Source organism: Pseudomonas mandelii (assembly GCF_002251635.1).
Taxonomy (GTDB): Bacteria; Pseudomonadota; Gammaproteobacteria; order Pseudomonadales; family Pseudomonadaceae; genus Aquipseudomonas; species Aquipseudomonas mandelii_B.
In genome coordinates, this window is the sequence record NZ_NMOJ01000246.1 from 13,113 (window position 1) to 30,222 (window position 17,110).

Annotated in this window: 13 protein-coding genes and 4 pseudogenes; 7 read left to right on the plus strand and 10 right to left on the minus strand. The window is 59.5% G+C overall.

The window, feature by feature from the left end; translation table 11 throughout:
• Positions 1–101: 101 nt before the first annotated feature.
• On the minus strand, positions 102–2,357 hold the full coding sequence (katG, locus tag B7L09_RS30090; RefSeq protein WP_094471863.1) for a catalase/peroxidase HPI: 2,256 nt from the start codon (positions 2,355–2,357) through the stop codon (positions 102–104).
• A gap of 388 nt (positions 2,358–2,745) precedes the next feature.
• Positions 2,746–3,366, minus strand: a pseudogene (locus B7L09_RS30095) (sulfatase-like hydrolase/transferase); the annotation flags it as partial.
• Positions 3,367–3,389: 23 nt separating this feature from the next.
• Here B7L09_RS30095 and B7L09_RS30100 point away from each other — a divergent pair.
• A complete protein-coding gene (locus tag B7L09_RS30100; protein WP_094471864.1) occupies positions 3,390–4,535 on the plus strand; it encodes an ISAs1-like element ISPa60 family transposase in 1,146 nt (381 codons plus the stop codon).
• Here B7L09_RS30100 and B7L09_RS30105 read toward each other — a convergent pair.
• The 5 genes and pseudogenes from B7L09_RS30105 to B7L09_RS30125 all read right to left on the minus strand — a co-directional run.
• Positions 4,492–6,021, minus strand: a pseudogene (locus tag B7L09_RS30105) (LTA synthase family protein); the annotation flags it as partial. The gene B7L09_RS30100 and the pseudogene B7L09_RS30105 overlap by 44 nt on opposite strands.
• A gap of 31 nt (positions 6,022–6,052) precedes the next feature.
• On the minus strand, positions 6,053–6,667 hold the full coding sequence (locus B7L09_RS30110) for a hypothetical protein (protein WP_094471865.1): 615 nt from the start codon (positions 6,665–6,667) through the stop codon (positions 6,053–6,055).
• Positions 6,664–7,962 carry a sialidase family protein gene (locus tag B7L09_RS30115; RefSeq protein ID WP_094471866.1) on the minus strand — a complete coding sequence of 433 codons (1,299 nt, stop codon included), beginning with the start codon at positions 7,960–7,962 and terminating at the stop codon, positions 6,664–6,666. Before B7L09_RS30115 ends, B7L09_RS30110 begins: the two co-directional genes overlap by 4 nt.
• 396 nt (positions 7,963–8,358) lie before the next feature.
• The gene (locus B7L09_RS30120) at positions 8,359–8,874 is read right to left on the minus strand and encodes a hypothetical protein (protein WP_094471867.1); all 516 of its coding nucleotides are present in this window, start codon (positions 8,872–8,874) and stop codon (positions 8,359–8,361) included.
• A 193-nt stretch (positions 8,875–9,067) separates the two neighbouring features.
• The gene (locus B7L09_RS30125) at positions 9,068–9,961 is read right to left on the minus strand and encodes an AraC family transcriptional regulator (RefSeq protein ID WP_094471868.1); all 894 of its coding nucleotides are present in this window, start codon (positions 9,959–9,961) and stop codon (positions 9,068–9,070) included.
• A gap of 152 nt (positions 9,962–10,113) precedes the next feature.
• On the opposite strand from B7L09_RS30125, the gene B7L09_RS30130 reads away from it, so the two are divergent.
• From B7L09_RS30130 to B7L09_RS30150, 4 genes are all read left to right on the plus strand, one after another.
• A complete protein-coding gene (locus B7L09_RS30130; RefSeq protein ID WP_010455367.1) occupies positions 10,114–10,836 on the plus strand; it encodes a cysteine hydrolase family protein in 723 nt (240 codons plus the stop codon).
• A gap of 124 nt (positions 10,837–10,960) precedes the next feature.
• Positions 10,961–11,233, plus strand: coding sequence for a hypothetical protein (locus B7L09_RS30135; protein ID WP_094471869.1), 273 nt, complete (start codon positions 10,961–10,963; stop codon positions 11,231–11,233).
• Positions 11,234–11,304: 71 nt separating this feature from the next.
• Positions 11,305–11,805, plus strand: coding sequence for a CinA family protein (locus B7L09_RS30140; RefSeq protein ID WP_094471905.1), 501 nt, complete (start codon positions 11,305–11,307; stop codon positions 11,803–11,805).
• 393 nt (positions 11,806–12,198) lie between these two features.
• A complete protein-coding gene (locus tag B7L09_RS30150) occupies positions 12,199–12,558 on the plus strand; it encodes a hypothetical protein (protein ID WP_094471870.1) in 360 nt (119 codons plus the stop codon).
• On the opposite strand, the pseudogene B7L09_RS32590 reads toward B7L09_RS30150, so the two are convergent.
• Positions 12,555–12,704 (minus strand): annotated as a pseudogene (locus B7L09_RS32590) (GFA family protein); the annotation flags it as partial. The gene B7L09_RS30150 and the pseudogene B7L09_RS32590 overlap by 4 nt on opposite strands.
• On the minus strand, positions 12,656–13,456 hold the full coding sequence (locus B7L09_RS30160; protein WP_094471871.1) for a CAP domain-containing protein: 801 nt from the start codon (positions 13,454–13,456) through the stop codon (positions 12,656–12,658). The gene B7L09_RS30160 and the pseudogene B7L09_RS32590, both read right to left, overlap by 49 nt.
• 223 nt (positions 13,457–13,679) lie before the next feature.
• Here B7L09_RS30160 and B7L09_RS32965 point away from each other — a divergent pair.
• Both B7L09_RS32965 and B7L09_RS32970 read left to right on the plus strand, forming a co-directional pair.
• Positions 13,680–14,435 (plus strand): annotated as a pseudogene (locus tag B7L09_RS32965) (MCP four helix bundle domain-containing protein); the annotation flags it as partial.
• A 132-nt stretch (positions 14,436–14,567) separates the two neighbouring features.
• A complete protein-coding gene (locus B7L09_RS32970; protein WP_438269360.1) occupies positions 14,568–15,293 on the plus strand; it encodes a methyl-accepting chemotaxis protein in 726 nt (241 codons plus the stop codon).
• A 115-nt stretch (positions 15,294–15,408) separates the two neighbouring features.
• Here the strand turns inward: B7L09_RS32970 and ilvD are convergent, their stop codons facing one another.
• On the minus strand, positions 15,409–17,091 hold the full coding sequence (gene ilvD, locus B7L09_RS30170; RefSeq protein WP_094471873.1) for a dihydroxy-acid dehydratase: 1,683 nt from the start codon (positions 17,089–17,091) through the stop codon (positions 15,409–15,411).
• Positions 17,092–17,110 lie beyond the last annotated feature (19 nt).

Below are 17,110 nucleotides of genomic sequence, written 5' to 3' on the forward strand. Positions count from 1 at the left end.
AAGCAACAGCCGTCTAGTCCAGTCAAAAAACATGGGCCACCCCCATCCGTATCACCGGATCGAGGTGGCCCATTCCAGGCCTCATAGACTTAACGTTTTCATCACTTTACATCGAACCGATCCAGGTTCATCACCTTGGTCCACGCCGCCACGAAGTCCTTCACAAATTTCTCCTTCGCGTCACTGCTCGCGTACACCTCAGCCAGCGCCCTCAATTGCGCATGAGAGCCAAAGACCAGATCAACCCGCGTGCCGGTCCACTTCACTTCACCGGTTTTGCGATCGCGTGCTTCAAACGCCTCGTTAGCCTCCGAGGTCGGTTTCCATTCCACCCCCATGTCCAGCAGGTTCTTGAAGAAGTCGTTGGTCAACGCCTCTGGCTGCTGGGTGAACACGCCGTGTTTAGTTTGCCCGACGTTGGTGTTCAACACGCGAAGACCACCCACGAGCGCGGTCATTTCAGGCGCGGTCAATGTCAGCTGTTGCGCCTTGTCGATCAGCAGATGCTCGGCCGACACGCTGTAGCGGGATTTGAGGTAGTTACGGAAGCCATCGGCGATGGGTTCGAGGAAGCCGAAAGATTCGACATCCGTCTGCTCTTGCGAGGCGTCCATCCGCCCTGGTGTGAACGGCACCGTGACGCTGTGGCCGGCGTTTTTCGCCGCCTGTTCGACACCTGCATCACCCGCCAGAACGATCAAATCCGCCAGCGAGATTTTCTTGCCGCTGTTGTTGAACTCGCTCTGGATGCTCTCGAGCTTCGCCAGCACGTTTGCCAGTTGCTCAGGCTGGTTGGCTTGCCAGGTTTTCTGCGGAGACAGACGCAGACGACCACCGTTGGCGCCGCCACGTTTGTCGGAGCCACGAAAGGTGGAAGCCGCTGCCCACGCCGTCGATACCAGCTGCGAGACGCTCAGGCCCGAAGCAAGCACTTTGCTCTTGAGTGCTGCGACGTCGCTGTCGTTGACCAACGCGTGGTCGACCTCTGGGATCGGGTCCTGCCACAGCAGTTCTTCGCTGGGCATTTCTGGCCCAAGGTAGCGGGAGAGGGGGCCCATGTCACGGTGGATCAGTTTGAACCAGGCACGGGCGAAGGCGTCGGCCAACTGATCCGGATTGGCCAGGAAGCGCCGCGAGATCGGTTCGTAGATCGGGTCGAATCGCAGGGCCAGGTCCGAAGTCAGCATCGTCGGATTACGCCGTTTGGACGGGTCGAAAGCATCCGGGATGGTACCGGCACCGGCGCCGTTTTTGGCGACCCACTGGTGCGCACCGGCCGGGCTTTTGCTCAGTTCCCAGTCGAAGCCGAACAGGTTTTCAAGGTAGTTGTTGCTCCACTTTGTAGGCGTAGTGGTCCAGGTCACTTCCAGGCCACTGGTGATGGTGTCCGGGCCTTTGCCGGTGCCGAAGCTGTTCTTCCAGCCAAAGCCCTGAGCTTCGAGGCCCGCCGCTTCGGGTTCGGCGCCGACGTTGTCGGCAGGGCCGGCGCCGTGGGTTTTGCCGAAGGCGTGGCCGCCGGCAATCAGCGCCACGGTTTCTTCGTCGTTCATTGCCATGCGGCCGAAGGTTTCGCGGATGTCTAAGGCGGATCTGACCGGGTCTGGTTCGCCTTCCGGGCCTTCGGGGTTGACGTAGATCAGGCCCATTTGCACGGCGGCCAGCGGGTTTTCGAGGTTGCGGCCGTGGTCGGTACGGCTCTCCTCATTTTTACCGGGTTCGGCGACGAGAGGGCCGTCACCGGGAGCTTCCACGGGAGCGCTTTCTTTGCCGTAGCGGGTGTCGCCGCCCAGCCATTTGTTTTCCGAGCCCCAGTAGACGTCTTCATCGGGTTCCCAGACGTCCGCACGGCCACCGGAAAAACCAAAGGTCTTGAAGCCCATGGACTCCAGCGCGACGTTGCCGGTGAGGACGATCAGGTCGGCCCAGGAGATTTTACGACCGTACTTTTGTTTGATCGGCCAGAGCAGCCGGCGCGCCTTGTCGAGGCTGACGTTATCCGGCCAGCTGTTGAGGGGTGCAAAGCGTTGCTGGCCGGAGCCGGCACCGCCACGACCGTCGCCCGTGCGGTACGTGCCAGCGGCGTGCCAGGCCATGCGTATGAACAGCGGCCCATAGTGACCGAAGTCCGCCGGCCACCAGTCTTGGGAATCGGTCATCAGCGCCGTCAGGTCGCGCTTGACCGCCTCAAAGTCCAGGGTCTTGAATTCTTCGGCGTAGTTGAAGCCCTCGTCCGTAGGGTCGGACAGGGACGAGTGCTGGTGCAGGATCTTCAGATTCAGTTGGTTCGGCCACCAATCGCGGTTCGTCGTGCCACCGCCAGCGGCGTGATTGAACGGGCATTTCGATTCATTTGCCATGTGTGAGCTACCTTTGGTCGTGTTTCATCCGGCTATCGGCCCGGGGTGGGCGTTAGATAGCAACGAGCGAACTCAATGACATAGGCTGCAGGACCCACAGTTGGATCAACTGATGGTCTGGACCACACGGGAATTGGACAGCGGCGGTGGCNTGGACAGCGGCGGTGGCCCACGGGTGGCCTAGTCAAGCGTCGGGCTCATTCCTGTCTCCTTATCAGCACTAAACCGGCCAGCTTGTTCCGCCAGCGCTGGATACAGGTTAGACCCCACTTGGGAAGTCAGCTAATAGGTGGAGTATTGGGGAGTGATAGGCAGAGTCTTTTACGGGGGGCGCGGGGAGGGCCCGCGTCTATCTGGAGCTTAGACGCGGGTTTGCAGGCCTGAGCGGTTACTTGCGCACGTTCTGATACAGCATCAACCTTGAGGTTTCATGCATGGCGCGGGTCAGCGCCGACAGGCGTTTGAACTCTTCAGGGTTTTTCTCGGCAACATTGTCCCGTGGCGTCATTGAGGCCAAGTCGTGAAGGGTCGGCGAGCTGCCGTCGTGCTCCATCTGCACCATGTAGTGTTGAGTCACGCCGGCAATCAGCGGGAACGTGCCCTCACGCAATACCAGCGGCACCACGCGTTCACCCTCGGGCGCGGGCTGCTGGATATCACGGCCCATGCCGCTGTTGCGGAACTCAAGGCCGGCCATCCCCGCCACGGTGGGCAGCAAGTCCACCAGACCAACCGCTTCCTTGACCTGGCGCGTTCCGATCAAGCCAGGTGCGTGGATGATCATCGGCACCGCGTTGCTTTCCAGGCCCAGTTGCTCGTAGGCCGGTGCCAGGAACGGGATCTGCGCGATCCGGGTGTTGTGGTCNCCGAAAAACACAAAAATGCTGTTGTCGTACCAGCCGCCGGCCTTGGCGATTTCCATCAGGCGGCCGATGTTGTAATCCAGCAGGCGCACCGCGTTATATTGCTCGACGCTGCGTGAACCGGCAGCCTGGGCTTGCTCCAGCGTCACGTTATTGAGTATGCCCTGCAATGTCGCATCACATACCAATCTCCGATGTTCTGGTCGCCATCAATGATCCCCGTCAGCAGGGCAAGATTCGTCACGACCTGGTCGAAACACTGGTCGTGGCTATCTGCGGCGTGCTTGCCGGCGCTGACACCTTCATCGAAATCGAACTCTGGGCTGAGCAGCGGCTGGACTGGTTCCGCCGTATTCTGAAACTACCCCACGGCATTCCCTCACACGACACCTTTGGACGGCTATTCAGCCTGATCGATCCAGAGGAGTTCGAGCAGGCCTTCCGCTGTTGGGTTGCGGCGATCCTACCGGCCCTTTCTCCGCAAGTGGTTGCCCTAGACGGCAAGACCAGTCGCCGCTCCGGCAAGAAAAACACGGCCCCGTTGCACCTGGTCAGCGCTTTTGCGGCTGATTCAGGGCTGATTCTCGGGCAGAGGGCGACCTCCCAGAAGTCCAACGAGAAGACCGCCATTCCTGAGCTGCTGGCCACACTGGCGCTTGAGGGCTGCACCGTGACGATCGATGCCATGGGTACCCAGCCGGACATTGCACAGGCCATTCTCGATCGCGGGGCGCACTATCTGCTGGCCATCAAGGGAAACCAGCCGAAGCTGGCCGAAGCGATCGATGACTTCGCTGACACCTTTTTGGACGGCGATCCTGCCCGGGTACCCCATGCGCACTTCGAGCATGTCGAGAAGGACCATGGCCGGCTGGAGGTTCGTCGCTGCCATGTTTTCGACCAACTCCAGTGCCTGCCACAGCCAGAACGCTGGCCAGGACTGCGCACTTTCGTGATGCTGGAGTCCGAGCGGACTGTGGGCAACCAGACCAGCCTGGAGCGCCGTTACTACATCAGCAGTCTTGCTCCGGATGCAGAGCGCATCGCACATGCCATCAGGGCGCACTGGGGCGTGGAGAACCGCGTCCACTGGTGCATGGATGTCATTTTTGGTGACGATCAGATGCGGATCCGAACCGGGCATGCTGCCCACAACATGGCCGTTCTCAAGCAACTTACATTGAATTTGATCCGGTTGGATCCGGTCAAGCGCAAGGGTGGCATCAAGGCACGAAGGCTGATTGCTGCAACCTCTGATGATTATCGGGCTGAAAGCCACCGGCCTTGGCGATTTCCATCAAGCGGCCGAGGTTGAAGTCCAGCAGGCGCACGGCGTTGTACTGCTCGACACTGCGCGATCCGGCAGCCTGTACTTCGTCCAGGGTCGGGTGCTTGACCTCGAAGCCGTCATTGCTCTTGGGGATCGTGAACGGGCGGTGATTGCCGGCCGTCTGCACATACGCAAAGAACGGTTTGTCCTTGGGCAGTGCTTGCAGGATCTGGTCGGTTTCCTTGAACAGGTCCAGATCGGAAATGCCCCAGACATCCACCACCGGCGATTTCCAGTCCCGCTCTTCGAACAGCCGCACGCCGTCGATACTCTGCCGGATCAGGGCATTCATGTTGGCCCAGCCAGAGTTGCCGCCGATGGTGTAGATCTTCTCGTAACCGGTAAACGCATTGATCAGCGTGTTTTGCTGGGTGATCAGCGGATTACGCGTCGCGGTTTCCTGTCGCGTGACATCAGGTACCCCGCTGATGCTGGCCCAGACGGTTTTCGCGGTCCCCGTTACGGGTACGTAGAAATGCTCGAAGAACCAGCTCTGAGTGGCCAGCCGATCGAGGTTGGGCGTCGGATTGATCGGGTTGCCGTAGGCCCCGACGGCACTGGTGCCCAGCGATTCAAGCATGATGAACATCACGTTCGGGGGACGGGAACCCGGGATCTTGTACGGTTGGGGCGCCTGGTGCCGCACGAAATCAAGGGTCTGCGGGTCGGGCTTGTCGACGCCCAGGTAGTTGGCCATGACCGCGTAATGTTCGCGCACTTGCGCCTCGTCATAACGCGACTGCCCGACTTTGCCCGTATCGTAGAGAAACAGCACCGGGTTCAGGCCCAGCGCGGCGATCTGGTTATTACCCGAGAAGAACGCATCGCTCCAGCGCAACGGAACGGGGTTTTCAAGGTTCATGTTTTCGACACGACCCAAGATGCCCAGCAGCACCAAGACGACCATCAACGCGCCACCCCACGCCGCGGAGAGCTTGCGAATGACCTTGCGAGGGCGGTCCAGCGTGACGCGCTCCAGACGCACCAGGGCCAGTGTCACCAACGCGACCGTCGCCAGCCAACCCAGTGAAATCCAGATTACCGGGTAAGTCTGCCAAACCATGTCGCGGGAGATCTGCGCATCCTCGATGAAGCGCAGCACGGTGGCGTTGATCCTCACGCCCAGGTAGGCGTAATGGCCAAAGTCGATGATGTAGATCAGCAGCAGCACGCTCAGGGCTGCGACCAGGTAAACGCGTGCGATGCGGCGCAGTAGACGGCTGCTGAGCAGGTTCCAGCGAGGCATCCAGGCCAGCAACGCCAACGGCAACATCGTCAGAATGGCCAGGCGCAGATCGAAATTGAAGCCGATGCTCAGGGTTTTCCAGACGCCCTTTGTGTCGATCAGGGCGTTGGGTTCGAACCCGGAAAAGCCGAAGAAGAACACCACCCTCAGCAGTGCAAACAGCACAAACGCAATCGCTGTAGCGCCTAGCCAATAATGTAAACGTCTCGAGTGCAGCCAACCCATCCCTGATCCCCTGTTAAAAAGTCGTTAAATCTCAAACGGATTTGCATTCGTCGGCCACCGCACCACGCCGCTTGATTGAGCAGCGATACGTCCAGCGCAGGGCAAGCATCAGCAGTGCCCCGCAGCAGTACAGACCCAGCAGCGGATCAACCAGGTAATCCCAATAGTTTTGCGAAGGTTTGATCCCGACGATGAAGGCCAGGGTTGCGGTGGCCAGCATCAAGACGGCCAGGCCATTGCGCAGGTAAAACAGGCCCAGCGTGAGCGCTGCGAAGAACATCAACATGGGGCGCGGGCTGTAGCCGATCCGATAGGGGTCCACATCACTCATGCCCAGAGTGGCCGGGTACAGCACCACGGCCATCGCGGCGAAGAGGATCAATACGCCGGTTTTGCCCCGTGCCGGTGGCAACATGTCCAGCCGACGCAAGCAGCCCCACGCCATGAACACCAGGGTGGTGATCGCGAGGTCATCAATGTAGCTGCGCAAATACGCGGCCAACGACAACCCTTCCAGCGAGATGAAGCTGACGGCCAGCAACGCGGCCAGCAGTGCCATCCGCCGGGTCCTGGGCAAACCGAACGAAGGCAGCACCAGAAAGATGATCATTGCGAAGCTGACATGTGCTTGCCACAGACTGATCATTTGAGACGCTCGTTAAGCCATGCATCGTTAAAGGTAACGTGCTTGATGAAGGTGTTGTTCCAGGAATAAACCAAGTGATACATGCCGTCGGGACTGCGGATGAAGTAGGGGTATTCGTATTCGAATTCACATTCCTGGTTTTTACAGACACGGTTGTCGAGATTATCCAGGAACTCCGCTTCCAGTGATTGGCGGCGTGCGCCGCTGGAGCCGCGAAATTCTCTGCCAATGATCTCCTTGTAGGCTTCGGGAGAAAACGGCGCGCCCAGTGGATCGGGTGATTTGTCCAGGTCGCGCAACGAGCGCCAATCGTCCATTTTGGCGTCGGTCCCATAAAGGCTCAGCTTGAAGCGCCCCTCAATCAGGTCGTTGAGCGCCACCAGCAACCCATGTTCGGGTGTTGCGACGGCGGCGAGCGAGGAATTCGGATTCGAGGGGTCGAGCGGATAAGGCTCGCTCCAGGTTTGCCCTGCGTCGTCAGTGCGTGTCGCCAGAACACGGTGGTGGGTGTTGCCGGCATAACGCAGCAAGGCGATGCCTCGCTGGCCGTCCAGCGGCACCACCGTGGGCTGCAATGAATTCGTGCCGTGGCTGATGCGGAATTTGTCGATCACCGCACCGTCCGCGCTCAAGTAGAGGTATTCGGCGAACTTGCCCAGGAACTCGTGGTAGACCGGCAGGCCGATGGAACCGTCGGCATGAAACACCGGTGCCGAGCGGACCAGGGTGCTGATGTTGAGAAAGGGCGAGGTGATCAGTTGGCGCGGAGCGGACCAATGTTCACCGAAGTCGTCGGAAACCATCACATTGACCGCGCTTCCGGCCCAGCCACCCATGGACACGGAGACATAAAACAGCCACACGCGATTATCCGGCGCGAGGGCCACCACCGGGTTGCCCAGCTTGCGGATGTATTTACGAGTGCCCTGTTGGGTCGAGTCCCGAGTGGCCAATACCTGTTCAGCACCCCATTCGCCGGTTTTCGAGTCGAACCGGGCGGAGCGCACCTGTACATCGGCTGCGCCTTCGCGGGAGCCAGCAAACCAGACCGTCATCAGACTGCCGTCGGGCAGGGCGGTGACCGCCGAGGAATGCACGAAATCCACCAGCCCGGAGGAGGCGAAACGGCTGGTATAGATGGGCTTGGCCACTTTGCCGGCCACTGCCATCACGGGACTGATCAGGGCAAAGGAAGAGTGCGTATTGGCAGGATTGATGATCCACGCGGTCGCAAACAGGCAGGACAGTAGAAGGTAAGCACAGAAGGCAGGAAAACCGGGAGGTTTGATGCGCATGACTACGTTGGCATCTCATGGATCGATAAGGCGCTCAACCTAACACTTGGTAGTACACGATCGGGTTTTATGATTGGCTAAATTGTAAGCGGGTATTTGTAGCGTGCGGTCATGTCGATGCGCGGAGTTTGATTGGGTGTCTGAGACTGCCGAACTAGAGGGGTTGAGGCGGGCTGTATGACATTTTGCCGCTGGTCGCAAAGGCCGGGGTTGTCACTGTCGAGTCATTGGGGGGTGGGTTGTTTGTTCGGGCCTCTTCGCGGGCAAGCCACGCTCCCACAGGATTTGCGTCGTTCACATGAGGAGTGATCGACAAAATCCCTCTGTGGGAGCGTGGCTGCCCGCGAGTAAGGCAGCACAGACACAGAATCTTTCAGACCAGAACCCACCAGGAACCTAGTGCTGTCTGTACGTCTGTAGGGTGAAGGCATTCCCTGCCGGGTCTTTACCCTCAAGCGTTATCTCATTGTCCTTGATCATCAGGATTTTGAGTTCGTCGGAAGCGCCGGACGCTAAGCCGTCGCTAAAGGTCGGCATGGAAGGCCCGGCAAACCTGGCAACCAGCGAGGGGGGAATGGCTGTGCCGTTGATCACGTAAGACTTGGGAATCGATTTCATGTCAGCCAATGTGAACGAAAGCAGGCTGGAATCGGCCGTCCAGCTGCCGGCTCCATTTACGCTGTACTCAAGCCGGTAAGGTTTGGCTTCAACGGTTCCGTCCACAAAGACAACGCCATTGACGTTGTACCGCCCGTTGCGGAAATACTCTGTCATCCCCTTGAATTCGAACGTGCCGTTGGTGATCGGGTAGGTGTAATCGGTCATCCAGCGACCGATGAAGCGGGGATTGTTGGGGTTGGTTTCGTGAAGCGTGGCGTAAATCGTTGCAATGCCGCTTGACGCCGTAATCAAGGCCGCAAGCGCGATCCAGGCTTTAGCGGATACTTTCTTTATAGCGGTGGAAACTCATTGTGATGGATTCCATTCGATTCATTTGTCGTGCGCGGACGTCTTCCATGGGAGGTGGTGATACCGCACCCCGGTGTATTGGCCGCCGGGACAGAAGTATAAAACTCAAGGCGCTAGAAGACACAAAAACGCGAGCTCACGCAGTTTCATTTGCCGCGTCATCCGACCGAACCCGCTGCACGCGCGCGGTCACCCGCGGCAACTCCCCACCTGCGTCACGTTTCAACCATTCGGCCGGTGGACAGCCAATCACGTTGAGAAAAGTACGGGAGAAAGAAGCTTGCGAGCTGTACCCAACCGACGCGGCAACCACTTTGATCTGAACCCCGTTGCGTAGCAGATCCTGGGCCACTTTCATCCGCCAGGCCGTCACGTAGCCCATTGGTGATGCACCCATGATCTGCGTGAAATACGCAGAGAATTTCGACCGGGACATGTTCGCCAGGCCAGCAAGTTTCTCGACAGTCCACAGCGCCTCCGGCGCCTGGTGAACACGTTGGAAAACCGCCCCAAGACGCCCATCCTGAAGCGCATAAAGCAGGCCGCTGGAAATCTTTTGCTCGACGACCGAACGGCGCACCAACACCACGAAAATGTACTCAAGCAACAGGTTGAGCGCTTTGGTTCTGCCGGGGGCCTGATCCTTGAATTCGGCAAGCAGTGAGCCGATCACGGGCGTGATGTTCTGCAGTTCACTGAACGGGAAAACCAGTGTTTCCTTGAGGCCCAGAGGGAAGGGTTGCAGGGCGTTGCGCCCGAACTGGAACGAGGCGCAGATTAGTTCGGCGCCGTGTGCCGAACTGGCGCGCAACTGGTAGCGGCAGCTGCTCGGGCAAAACAACACGCTGGGTTCGGTGATGGAAATCTTCGGCAGGCCGGGTTGCACCATGTCGATCCCGCCTTCACTGATGACATGGATGAACGCCATGCCAGGAGGCTTGTCGAGCACCAGCGTGCCATCGACCCTGCCAGAGAAGAACAGCCTGCCCTGAAGGTTGGTGCGTTCGAAGAATTCGGACAGGATATCCATGATAGAGACGACCGGGTAAAGACTCTGCACGTCCTGGCAAAAGCCGCGCAGGGCAGGGCAATAGGATGAAGTTCTCGCCGATGGTAGACAACGCCCCACCCGGGCGCCATGGCGCAGAGCGATTTTCCTGTTATCGACCGGAGTCCACTGTCATGAGCAACGATTCGAACCGCATCGCCCCCCAGTATGCAGACCCGGCAGAGCCTGCGCTGCCCGATCCCGGCATGAAGCTTGACCTCTCGCGGGCCGCGCTGGTGGTGATCGATCCGCAAATCGACTTCCTCAGCCCCGAAGGCGTGAGCTGGGGCGTGTTTGGAAAAAGCATCGTCGAGCACGATACTGTCAAGCACATCGGCCAGCTGTTTGCGGCTGCCAAGGGCGCGGGCATCACGGTCGCCGTTTCGCCGCACTATTACTATCCATGTGACCACGACTGGCATTTCGGCGGACCGCTTGAGAAGGTCATGCACAGTATCTGCATGTTTGATCGCAAGGGGCCGCTGACCCTCGACGGTTTCGAGAACTCCGGTGCCGACTTCATGCCCGAGTACAAGCCCTACATTCTCGACGGCAAAACCATCATCGCGTCACCGCACAAGGTGTACGGCCCGGAAACCAATGACCTGGCGTTGCAGCTGCGCAAGCACGGCGTGTCGCAAATCATTTTGGCGGGCATGGCGGCGAACCTCTGTGTCGAGTCGCACTTGCGTGAATTGCTGGAGCTTGGCTTCGAAGTGGCCGTGGTTCGGGACGCCACCGCCGGCCCGACGACTCCCGAGGGCGATGGCTACCTGGCAGCGCTGATCAACTATCGCTACATCGCCAATGCGTTGTGGAGTACGGCGCAAACGGTCGAGTTTCTTAACGGGAAATAAGCCATGACAATGGACTGCGTCTCACCATTGGGCGCAGCCTTGAAAAACTGCCTTTGGTCGGTGTACCTGAACCGCTTTCACGATGGATTGATCCATTCTGAAAGAACTCTCGGGGGGCGCTGCCATGCACTCGTTTGCCAATCTGCTGACTCCGGCGCAAGAGCAAAAGCTGCGTGCGCTCAACACCTGGCATCTTGTCCTTGAGGACTTGAAGCTGCGCATGGAGTGCCCCGATGCGTATCACGAGGCGCTGATTCGTCAGTCTGACGAGATGGATCGTCTGGGAATCGTGAGCTGGCAGGAATGGCGCGACCTCAGGGTTGAGGCCGATCAAGCGTACCTGCGCGCCATCGCGGGCGAGGATTATCACCGAGCACTAAGGAAGAGGAGCGGTTGATGAGCTTCGCCGGTGCACCGCTGAGGCTGAAGTTTGATTCGGTGTTAAACACGGAAAACGGGTTAATGGCGATGTCGATCGTTGAAACAGTCGTCGATTATCTGCGTCAACAGTCGTTGCGGCTGACCACCGCAGAATCCTGCACGGCGGGAAGTATCATCACGCTGCTGGCCCAGGTGCCCGGCAGCGGTGAGCTGATTGAAAGCGGCTACGTGGTTTACTCACCCGAGGCCAAGCAACGCTTGCTCGGCGTCAGTGCAATCACTATCGAGACCTTTAATCTCACCAGCTGCGAAGTGGCTCGGGAAATGGCCATCGGCGCGCTGCGTGACAGCCCGGCCAACGTGGCGGTGTCCACGACAGGGCTGCTGGGGCCGGAGGATGTTGATGGTATTCCAGCCGGAACGGTTTGCTTTGCATGGGCCTTCATGGCAGGGCAGGAAATGGCGGTATTCAGCCGCAAGCAGCGATTTTCTGGCGGTCGGGAGTCCGTGCTCCAGCAGGCGTCGTTGTATGCTTTGAAAGAATTGCCGACGTTTCATCAGGCCATGCTCAACGGCGAGCGGGGTTAGATGATGAAGACTTCGGTCATCCCGTTCGAGTGAGTCGGGGCTCGACAGCATGAACAAAACCATCAGCGCCCAAAATCTGGGCATCGACTTGAAGCAGGATGACGNNGGATTTTCTGGTCGCTGCCGCCAAGCGTATGGGCGCTCGATCAGAGGATCTGGAAGGGTTGCTGCTGGAGCTGTTGAGGAATATCCAGCAAGGGGAAAATGTGCCGGGTTTCGGACTTTGCCGGTCTTGTCGCTTCCATCAGACAGTGGCTGGCGGGGCCTTTTGTGGGCTGACTCAGGAACCCCTTGAGTCCGGCGAAATCGATTTGATTTGCCGGGAGCATCGATTGCCCGAAGAAGTACACGAGTGAAATCGTTCTAAATTATCGACAATGACAAGGATTCCCCATGGGTTTAAGCAAACGCGATCAGGCACACATCGAGCGTCGCCTGATTGCCACCCTGACTGAAGCGTGCGAAACGGCCAAAACGCAAATCGTCGGCTTTGAATGGCTGACCCACGAAGTCGATTACGACGAATTTCCTTCCAGCCTCAGGGTTGTCTGGGTTTTCGACACCCAGACCAACAAGGATCAGGCGCTGGCGGGCGGGCAGGGCGAACGCATGGTCGAACTGACGGCTACAGCATTAAGCGAAGCGGATGTACACGTCAGATCGGTCGCGGCCCATGTGCAGTTTGATTCTGAAGAACAATGCCAGCGCGCCAATGGCGGCAATTGGCAGCAACGCCTGGCGCGCAAGCGCTAGCCCTGTAGCGAATCGGCTTCGTACCAGCACGCTTTGGACTCAATACAGGTGTGTTTCTGCTTTAAGGCCAGGAAAGGCGTATCCAGCGTACCGATCGCTATCGAAACCCAGTCCGAAAACGCCCCCTTCGAATCAGACCAGAACAGCGCCCGGGGCTGGCCAGCCAGCCTGCCATTGCCTTGCCCGGTGAGCTCTGCCCGGCGGCGATGTTTTCGCCGATCTGCCGACCTCGGTAACCGGCGGCTCTTGCTCGATCCGCCGGGCCATCACCGTCGGGGTCACGGTGTGCAAAGTAATTGCCATAGGCCATGGCCTTGCTGTGCCCTTGCGCCGCGGCGCCGAGGGCGGGGTTCCAGCTCAGCGGTCGTGCGGCGGGGTAGCGCTGACGACCGCACATCCGTGATTTGGCCCGGGCGGCATTGACCTGCGCCAACAGCCCCTTGCTCGCCGCACGGGAATCACCCACACGGCTATCGAGAACGGGTTGCGCCAGCACGATCTGCCACTCGCTTCGGGCTCGACTGACGCCAATGTCGGCGTACTGGTTATCCAGCAGCGCCCCGCAGTATTCGTCCTGAAACAGGTCAAACGCTTCGTCGGCGTCCTGCGCGCCTACCACACGCAGGGTGCGCACCGTCACCGCTGCATAGCCTGAAGCCTTTAATCGATCGCGCAAACCGCCGCCATAGCCAATCGGCAACGCCAGGTTCGACTTCAATGACAGCGGGGCCAAACGTTGGGCCGGGCGCCTGTCGCAACGTTGCGGGTGGGCGCGGTAGTCGTTGATGGCTTCCACCAGTTGCCGTTCACCACTGGCATAAGCAGGACTGGCAAACAGAGCAAGCAAAGGCATGAAACAGAGCGAGACAAAACGCAAGGCAAGGCGAGGTTGGCGCATGGGACTTCATGGGGTCCCTGATTTTCGTCGCGCTACTTTAGCGGCCCTGCGCAAGGTTTGGCGATGGCTGCAGCGATCAGAAAGCGGCGGCGCGCAATCACACTGAGGACCGGCGGCACCTACCGCATGTCGCAAAACACTGAAAGTCCGGCGTCCAGCTTCAAAGACTGGCCAGCGCAGCCGATAACGTGTTCATAAAAGCGACGTACCGAGAGGGTTACCCATGTCTATAAAATTACGTTTGTTGCTGCTGATTGGTACGAGCTTGCTCACCGCGCTGATCGTGAGCCTGGTCAGTTACGTGGGAAACACCCGGATGGCCGAAGCGGTGAAGGACAACGAGGTCAGCATGACCGCGCTGCGCAATCACCTCGAAGCCGACATGATGCACGACGCACTGCGCGCCGATGTGCTGTCCGCGATGGTGGTCGGGCTGGGCAAAAGCACCAGCAGCAAAGCCGAGGTGCGCAGTTCCATCGAGGAGCATGCGGCGCATTTTCGTGAAGTGCTGGGTGAAAACCTCAAGTTGCCGGTCAACGACACCATCAAGGCGGGCCTGAACAAGGTCAAGCCGAGCCTCGACACCTACATCAGCGCGGCCGAGCGCATTGTTGGTCTCGCGCTGGAAAATCCGGATTCGGCACAAAAGGAACTCGGCACGTTCAATACCGCGTTCAGCCAACTGGAAGACCAGATGGCCGCCCTCAGCGAGGTGATTGAAACCAACACCCAACAGACCAGCAAAGGCACCGAACAGGCCATCAGCAGTGCGAATTTCACCCTGGGTATCGTGCTCATCGCCAGCCTGTTGTTGCTACTGATCCAGGGCCGCTGGGTGATTTTGAGCATCATGGGGCCGTTACAGACCGCCAGCCGCATTGCCCAAAGCATCGCCCATGGCAACCTCAGCGAGCCTATCGTCGAACCGACCCACAAGGACGAAGCCAGCGCCTTGATTCGCAGCCTGGCCACCATGCAGCGTGACTTGCGCGGCATGATCGAGGTGGTTCGCAGCAATGCGCATGGCGTTAGCGGCATGAGCGTGCAGTTGAGCAGCGGCTGCCATCAGGTCGCCGACAGCAGCCAACAGCAAAGCGTCGCCGCCAGCACCATGGCCGCTGCCGCCAGTGAAATGACCGCCAGCATCGAGGAAATCACCCGTCACGCCGAGCGCGCGCTGAACATGGCCAACCAGGCCGAGGCATTGGCCAAGGATGGTGGTCGCGTGATCCATCAGGTGGTCAATGACATGGACGGCATTGCGCGTTCGGCGCAGCAGTCAGCCCAGGTGATTCGCACGCTGGACAAGGAGTCCGAGGGGATTTTCAGCATCATTCAGGTGATCAAGGGCATCGCCGATCAAACCAACTTGCTGGCCCTCAACGCCGCCATCGAAGCTGCTCGCGCCGGTGAGCAGGGCCGCGGTTTTGCCGTGGTGGCCGACGAAGTCCGCAGTCTCGCGGGACGCACCAGCGCCTCCACGCAGGAAATTGCCAGCATGGTCTCGCGCATCCAGCAAAGCACCCGTGAGGCGGTGACCAGCATGGAGGCGGGCGTAGCACAGGTCGACAAAGGCATGGCCGTGACGGCCGACGTCGAGCGCGCGATCCGCGAAATCCTCGAAGCCACGCTCAATACCACTGAACTGGTGAATGACATCACCCGCACGATCGGCGAGCAGAGCCTGGCCAGCAACGAAATCGCGCATCAGGTGGACATGATTGCCGGGATGTCGGAAGGCAACAGCAAGATTATTGGCCAGACGGCTTCGACGACGGATGAACTGTCGAGCCTGGCGGGTAAGCTTTCGCAGTCGGTGGATCGGTTTCGACTGTAGGCATCGTTAAAAGATCGCAAGCTCCTACAGGGGAATGCAAAACCCTTGTAGGAGCTGTNGAATGCAAAACCCTTGTAGGAGCTGTCGAGTGAAACGAGACTGCGATCTGTTGATCTTAAAGGTACTTATCCGTCACCGCCCCCTCCGAAGCACTGGACACAGTCTTCGCATACTTGGCCAACACCCCGCGTTTGTATTTTGATTCCGGCCGTACCCAGCGGGTCTTGCGCTCGGCCAGATCAGCGTCAGAAACATCCACCGTGATCTGCCGGGTTTCAGCATCGATGGTGATCCTGTCGCCATCTTCGATCAGCGCAATCGGCCCGCCGTCAAAGGCTTCCGGGGTGATATGCCCCACCACGAATCCATGGGAACCACCGGAGAAGCGGCCGTCGGTGATCAGCGCGACGTCCTTGCCCAGCCCTTTGCCCATGACCGCAGACGTGGGCGAGAGCATTTCGCGCATGCCCGGCCCACCCTTGGGCCCTTCGTAGCGAATGACGATGACGTCGCCAGCCTGGACTTCGCCGTTGAGAATCCCGGCCAACGCGCCTTCTTCACCGTGGTACACGCGCGCCGTGCCTTCAAAGCGCAAACCTTCCTTGCCGGTGATCTTGGCCACCGCGCCGGTCGGCGAGAGGTTGCCGTGCAGTACCACCAGATGAGAGTCCTTTTTGACCGGCCGATCGAACGGCAGAATCACGTCCTGGCCTTCGGGGTAGTCGGGCACGTTTTCCAGGTTTTCTGCCAGAGTCTTGCCGGTCACGGTCAGCACGTCGCCGTGCAGCATGCCGGCTGCGAGCATGCGCTTCATCAACGGCTGGATGCCGCCGATGGCCACCAGCTCGCTCATCATGTACTTGCCGCTGGGGCGCAGGTCGGCCACCACTGGGGAGATCTTGCCCAACTCGACAAAATCGTCCAGCGTCAGTTCGACGTCCACTGCATGCGCCATGGCTAAAAGGTGCAGCACGGCATTGGTCGAGCCGGCGAGGGCGATCACCACGCGGATGGCGTTCTCGAACGCTTTGCGGGTCATGATGTCGCGTGGCTTGAGGTCCAGCTTGAGCAGCTCCATGACCTGCTGACCGGCGCGGAAACTGTCCGAGGCTTTATCGCTGCCGACGGCGTCCTGGGAACTGGAACCGGGCAGGCTCATGCCCAAAGCCTCGATGGCCGAGGCCATGGTGTTGGCCGTGTACATGCCGCCGCAGGAGCCGGGGCCGGGGATTGCAACTTCCTCGATCTGCTTGACCTGAATCTCGTTGATGTCACCGCGGGCGTGCTGACCCACGGCCTCGAACACGGAAATGATGTCGGTATGGCCAGCGCCCGGGCGGATGGTGCCGCCATAGACGAAGATCGACGGGCGATTCAGCCGCGCCATGCCGATCAGGCACCCCGGCATGTTCTTGTCACACCCGCCCACGGTTACTAACCCGTCGAAGCCTTCGCAACCGGCCACCACCTCGATGGAATCGGCGATCACTTCCCGGGACACCAGCGAGTACTTCATGCCTTCGGTGCCGTTGGCGATGCCGTCGGAAATGGTGATGGTGTTGAAAATGACGCCCTTGGCGCCTGCGGCATTCGCGCCTTTTTCAGCTTCAACGGCGAGTTTGTCGATGTGCATGTTGCACGGCGTGACCATCGCCCACGTCGAGGCGATGCCGATCTGCGGTTTCTTGAAGTCCTCATCCGTGAAGCCCACGGCCCGCAGCATGGAGCGGCCGGGCGCGCGCTCCACGCCGTCGACCACTTGAGAGGAGTACTTACGCAAATCGTCTTTGTCGCTCATGACGTTCCCTCCTATCCAG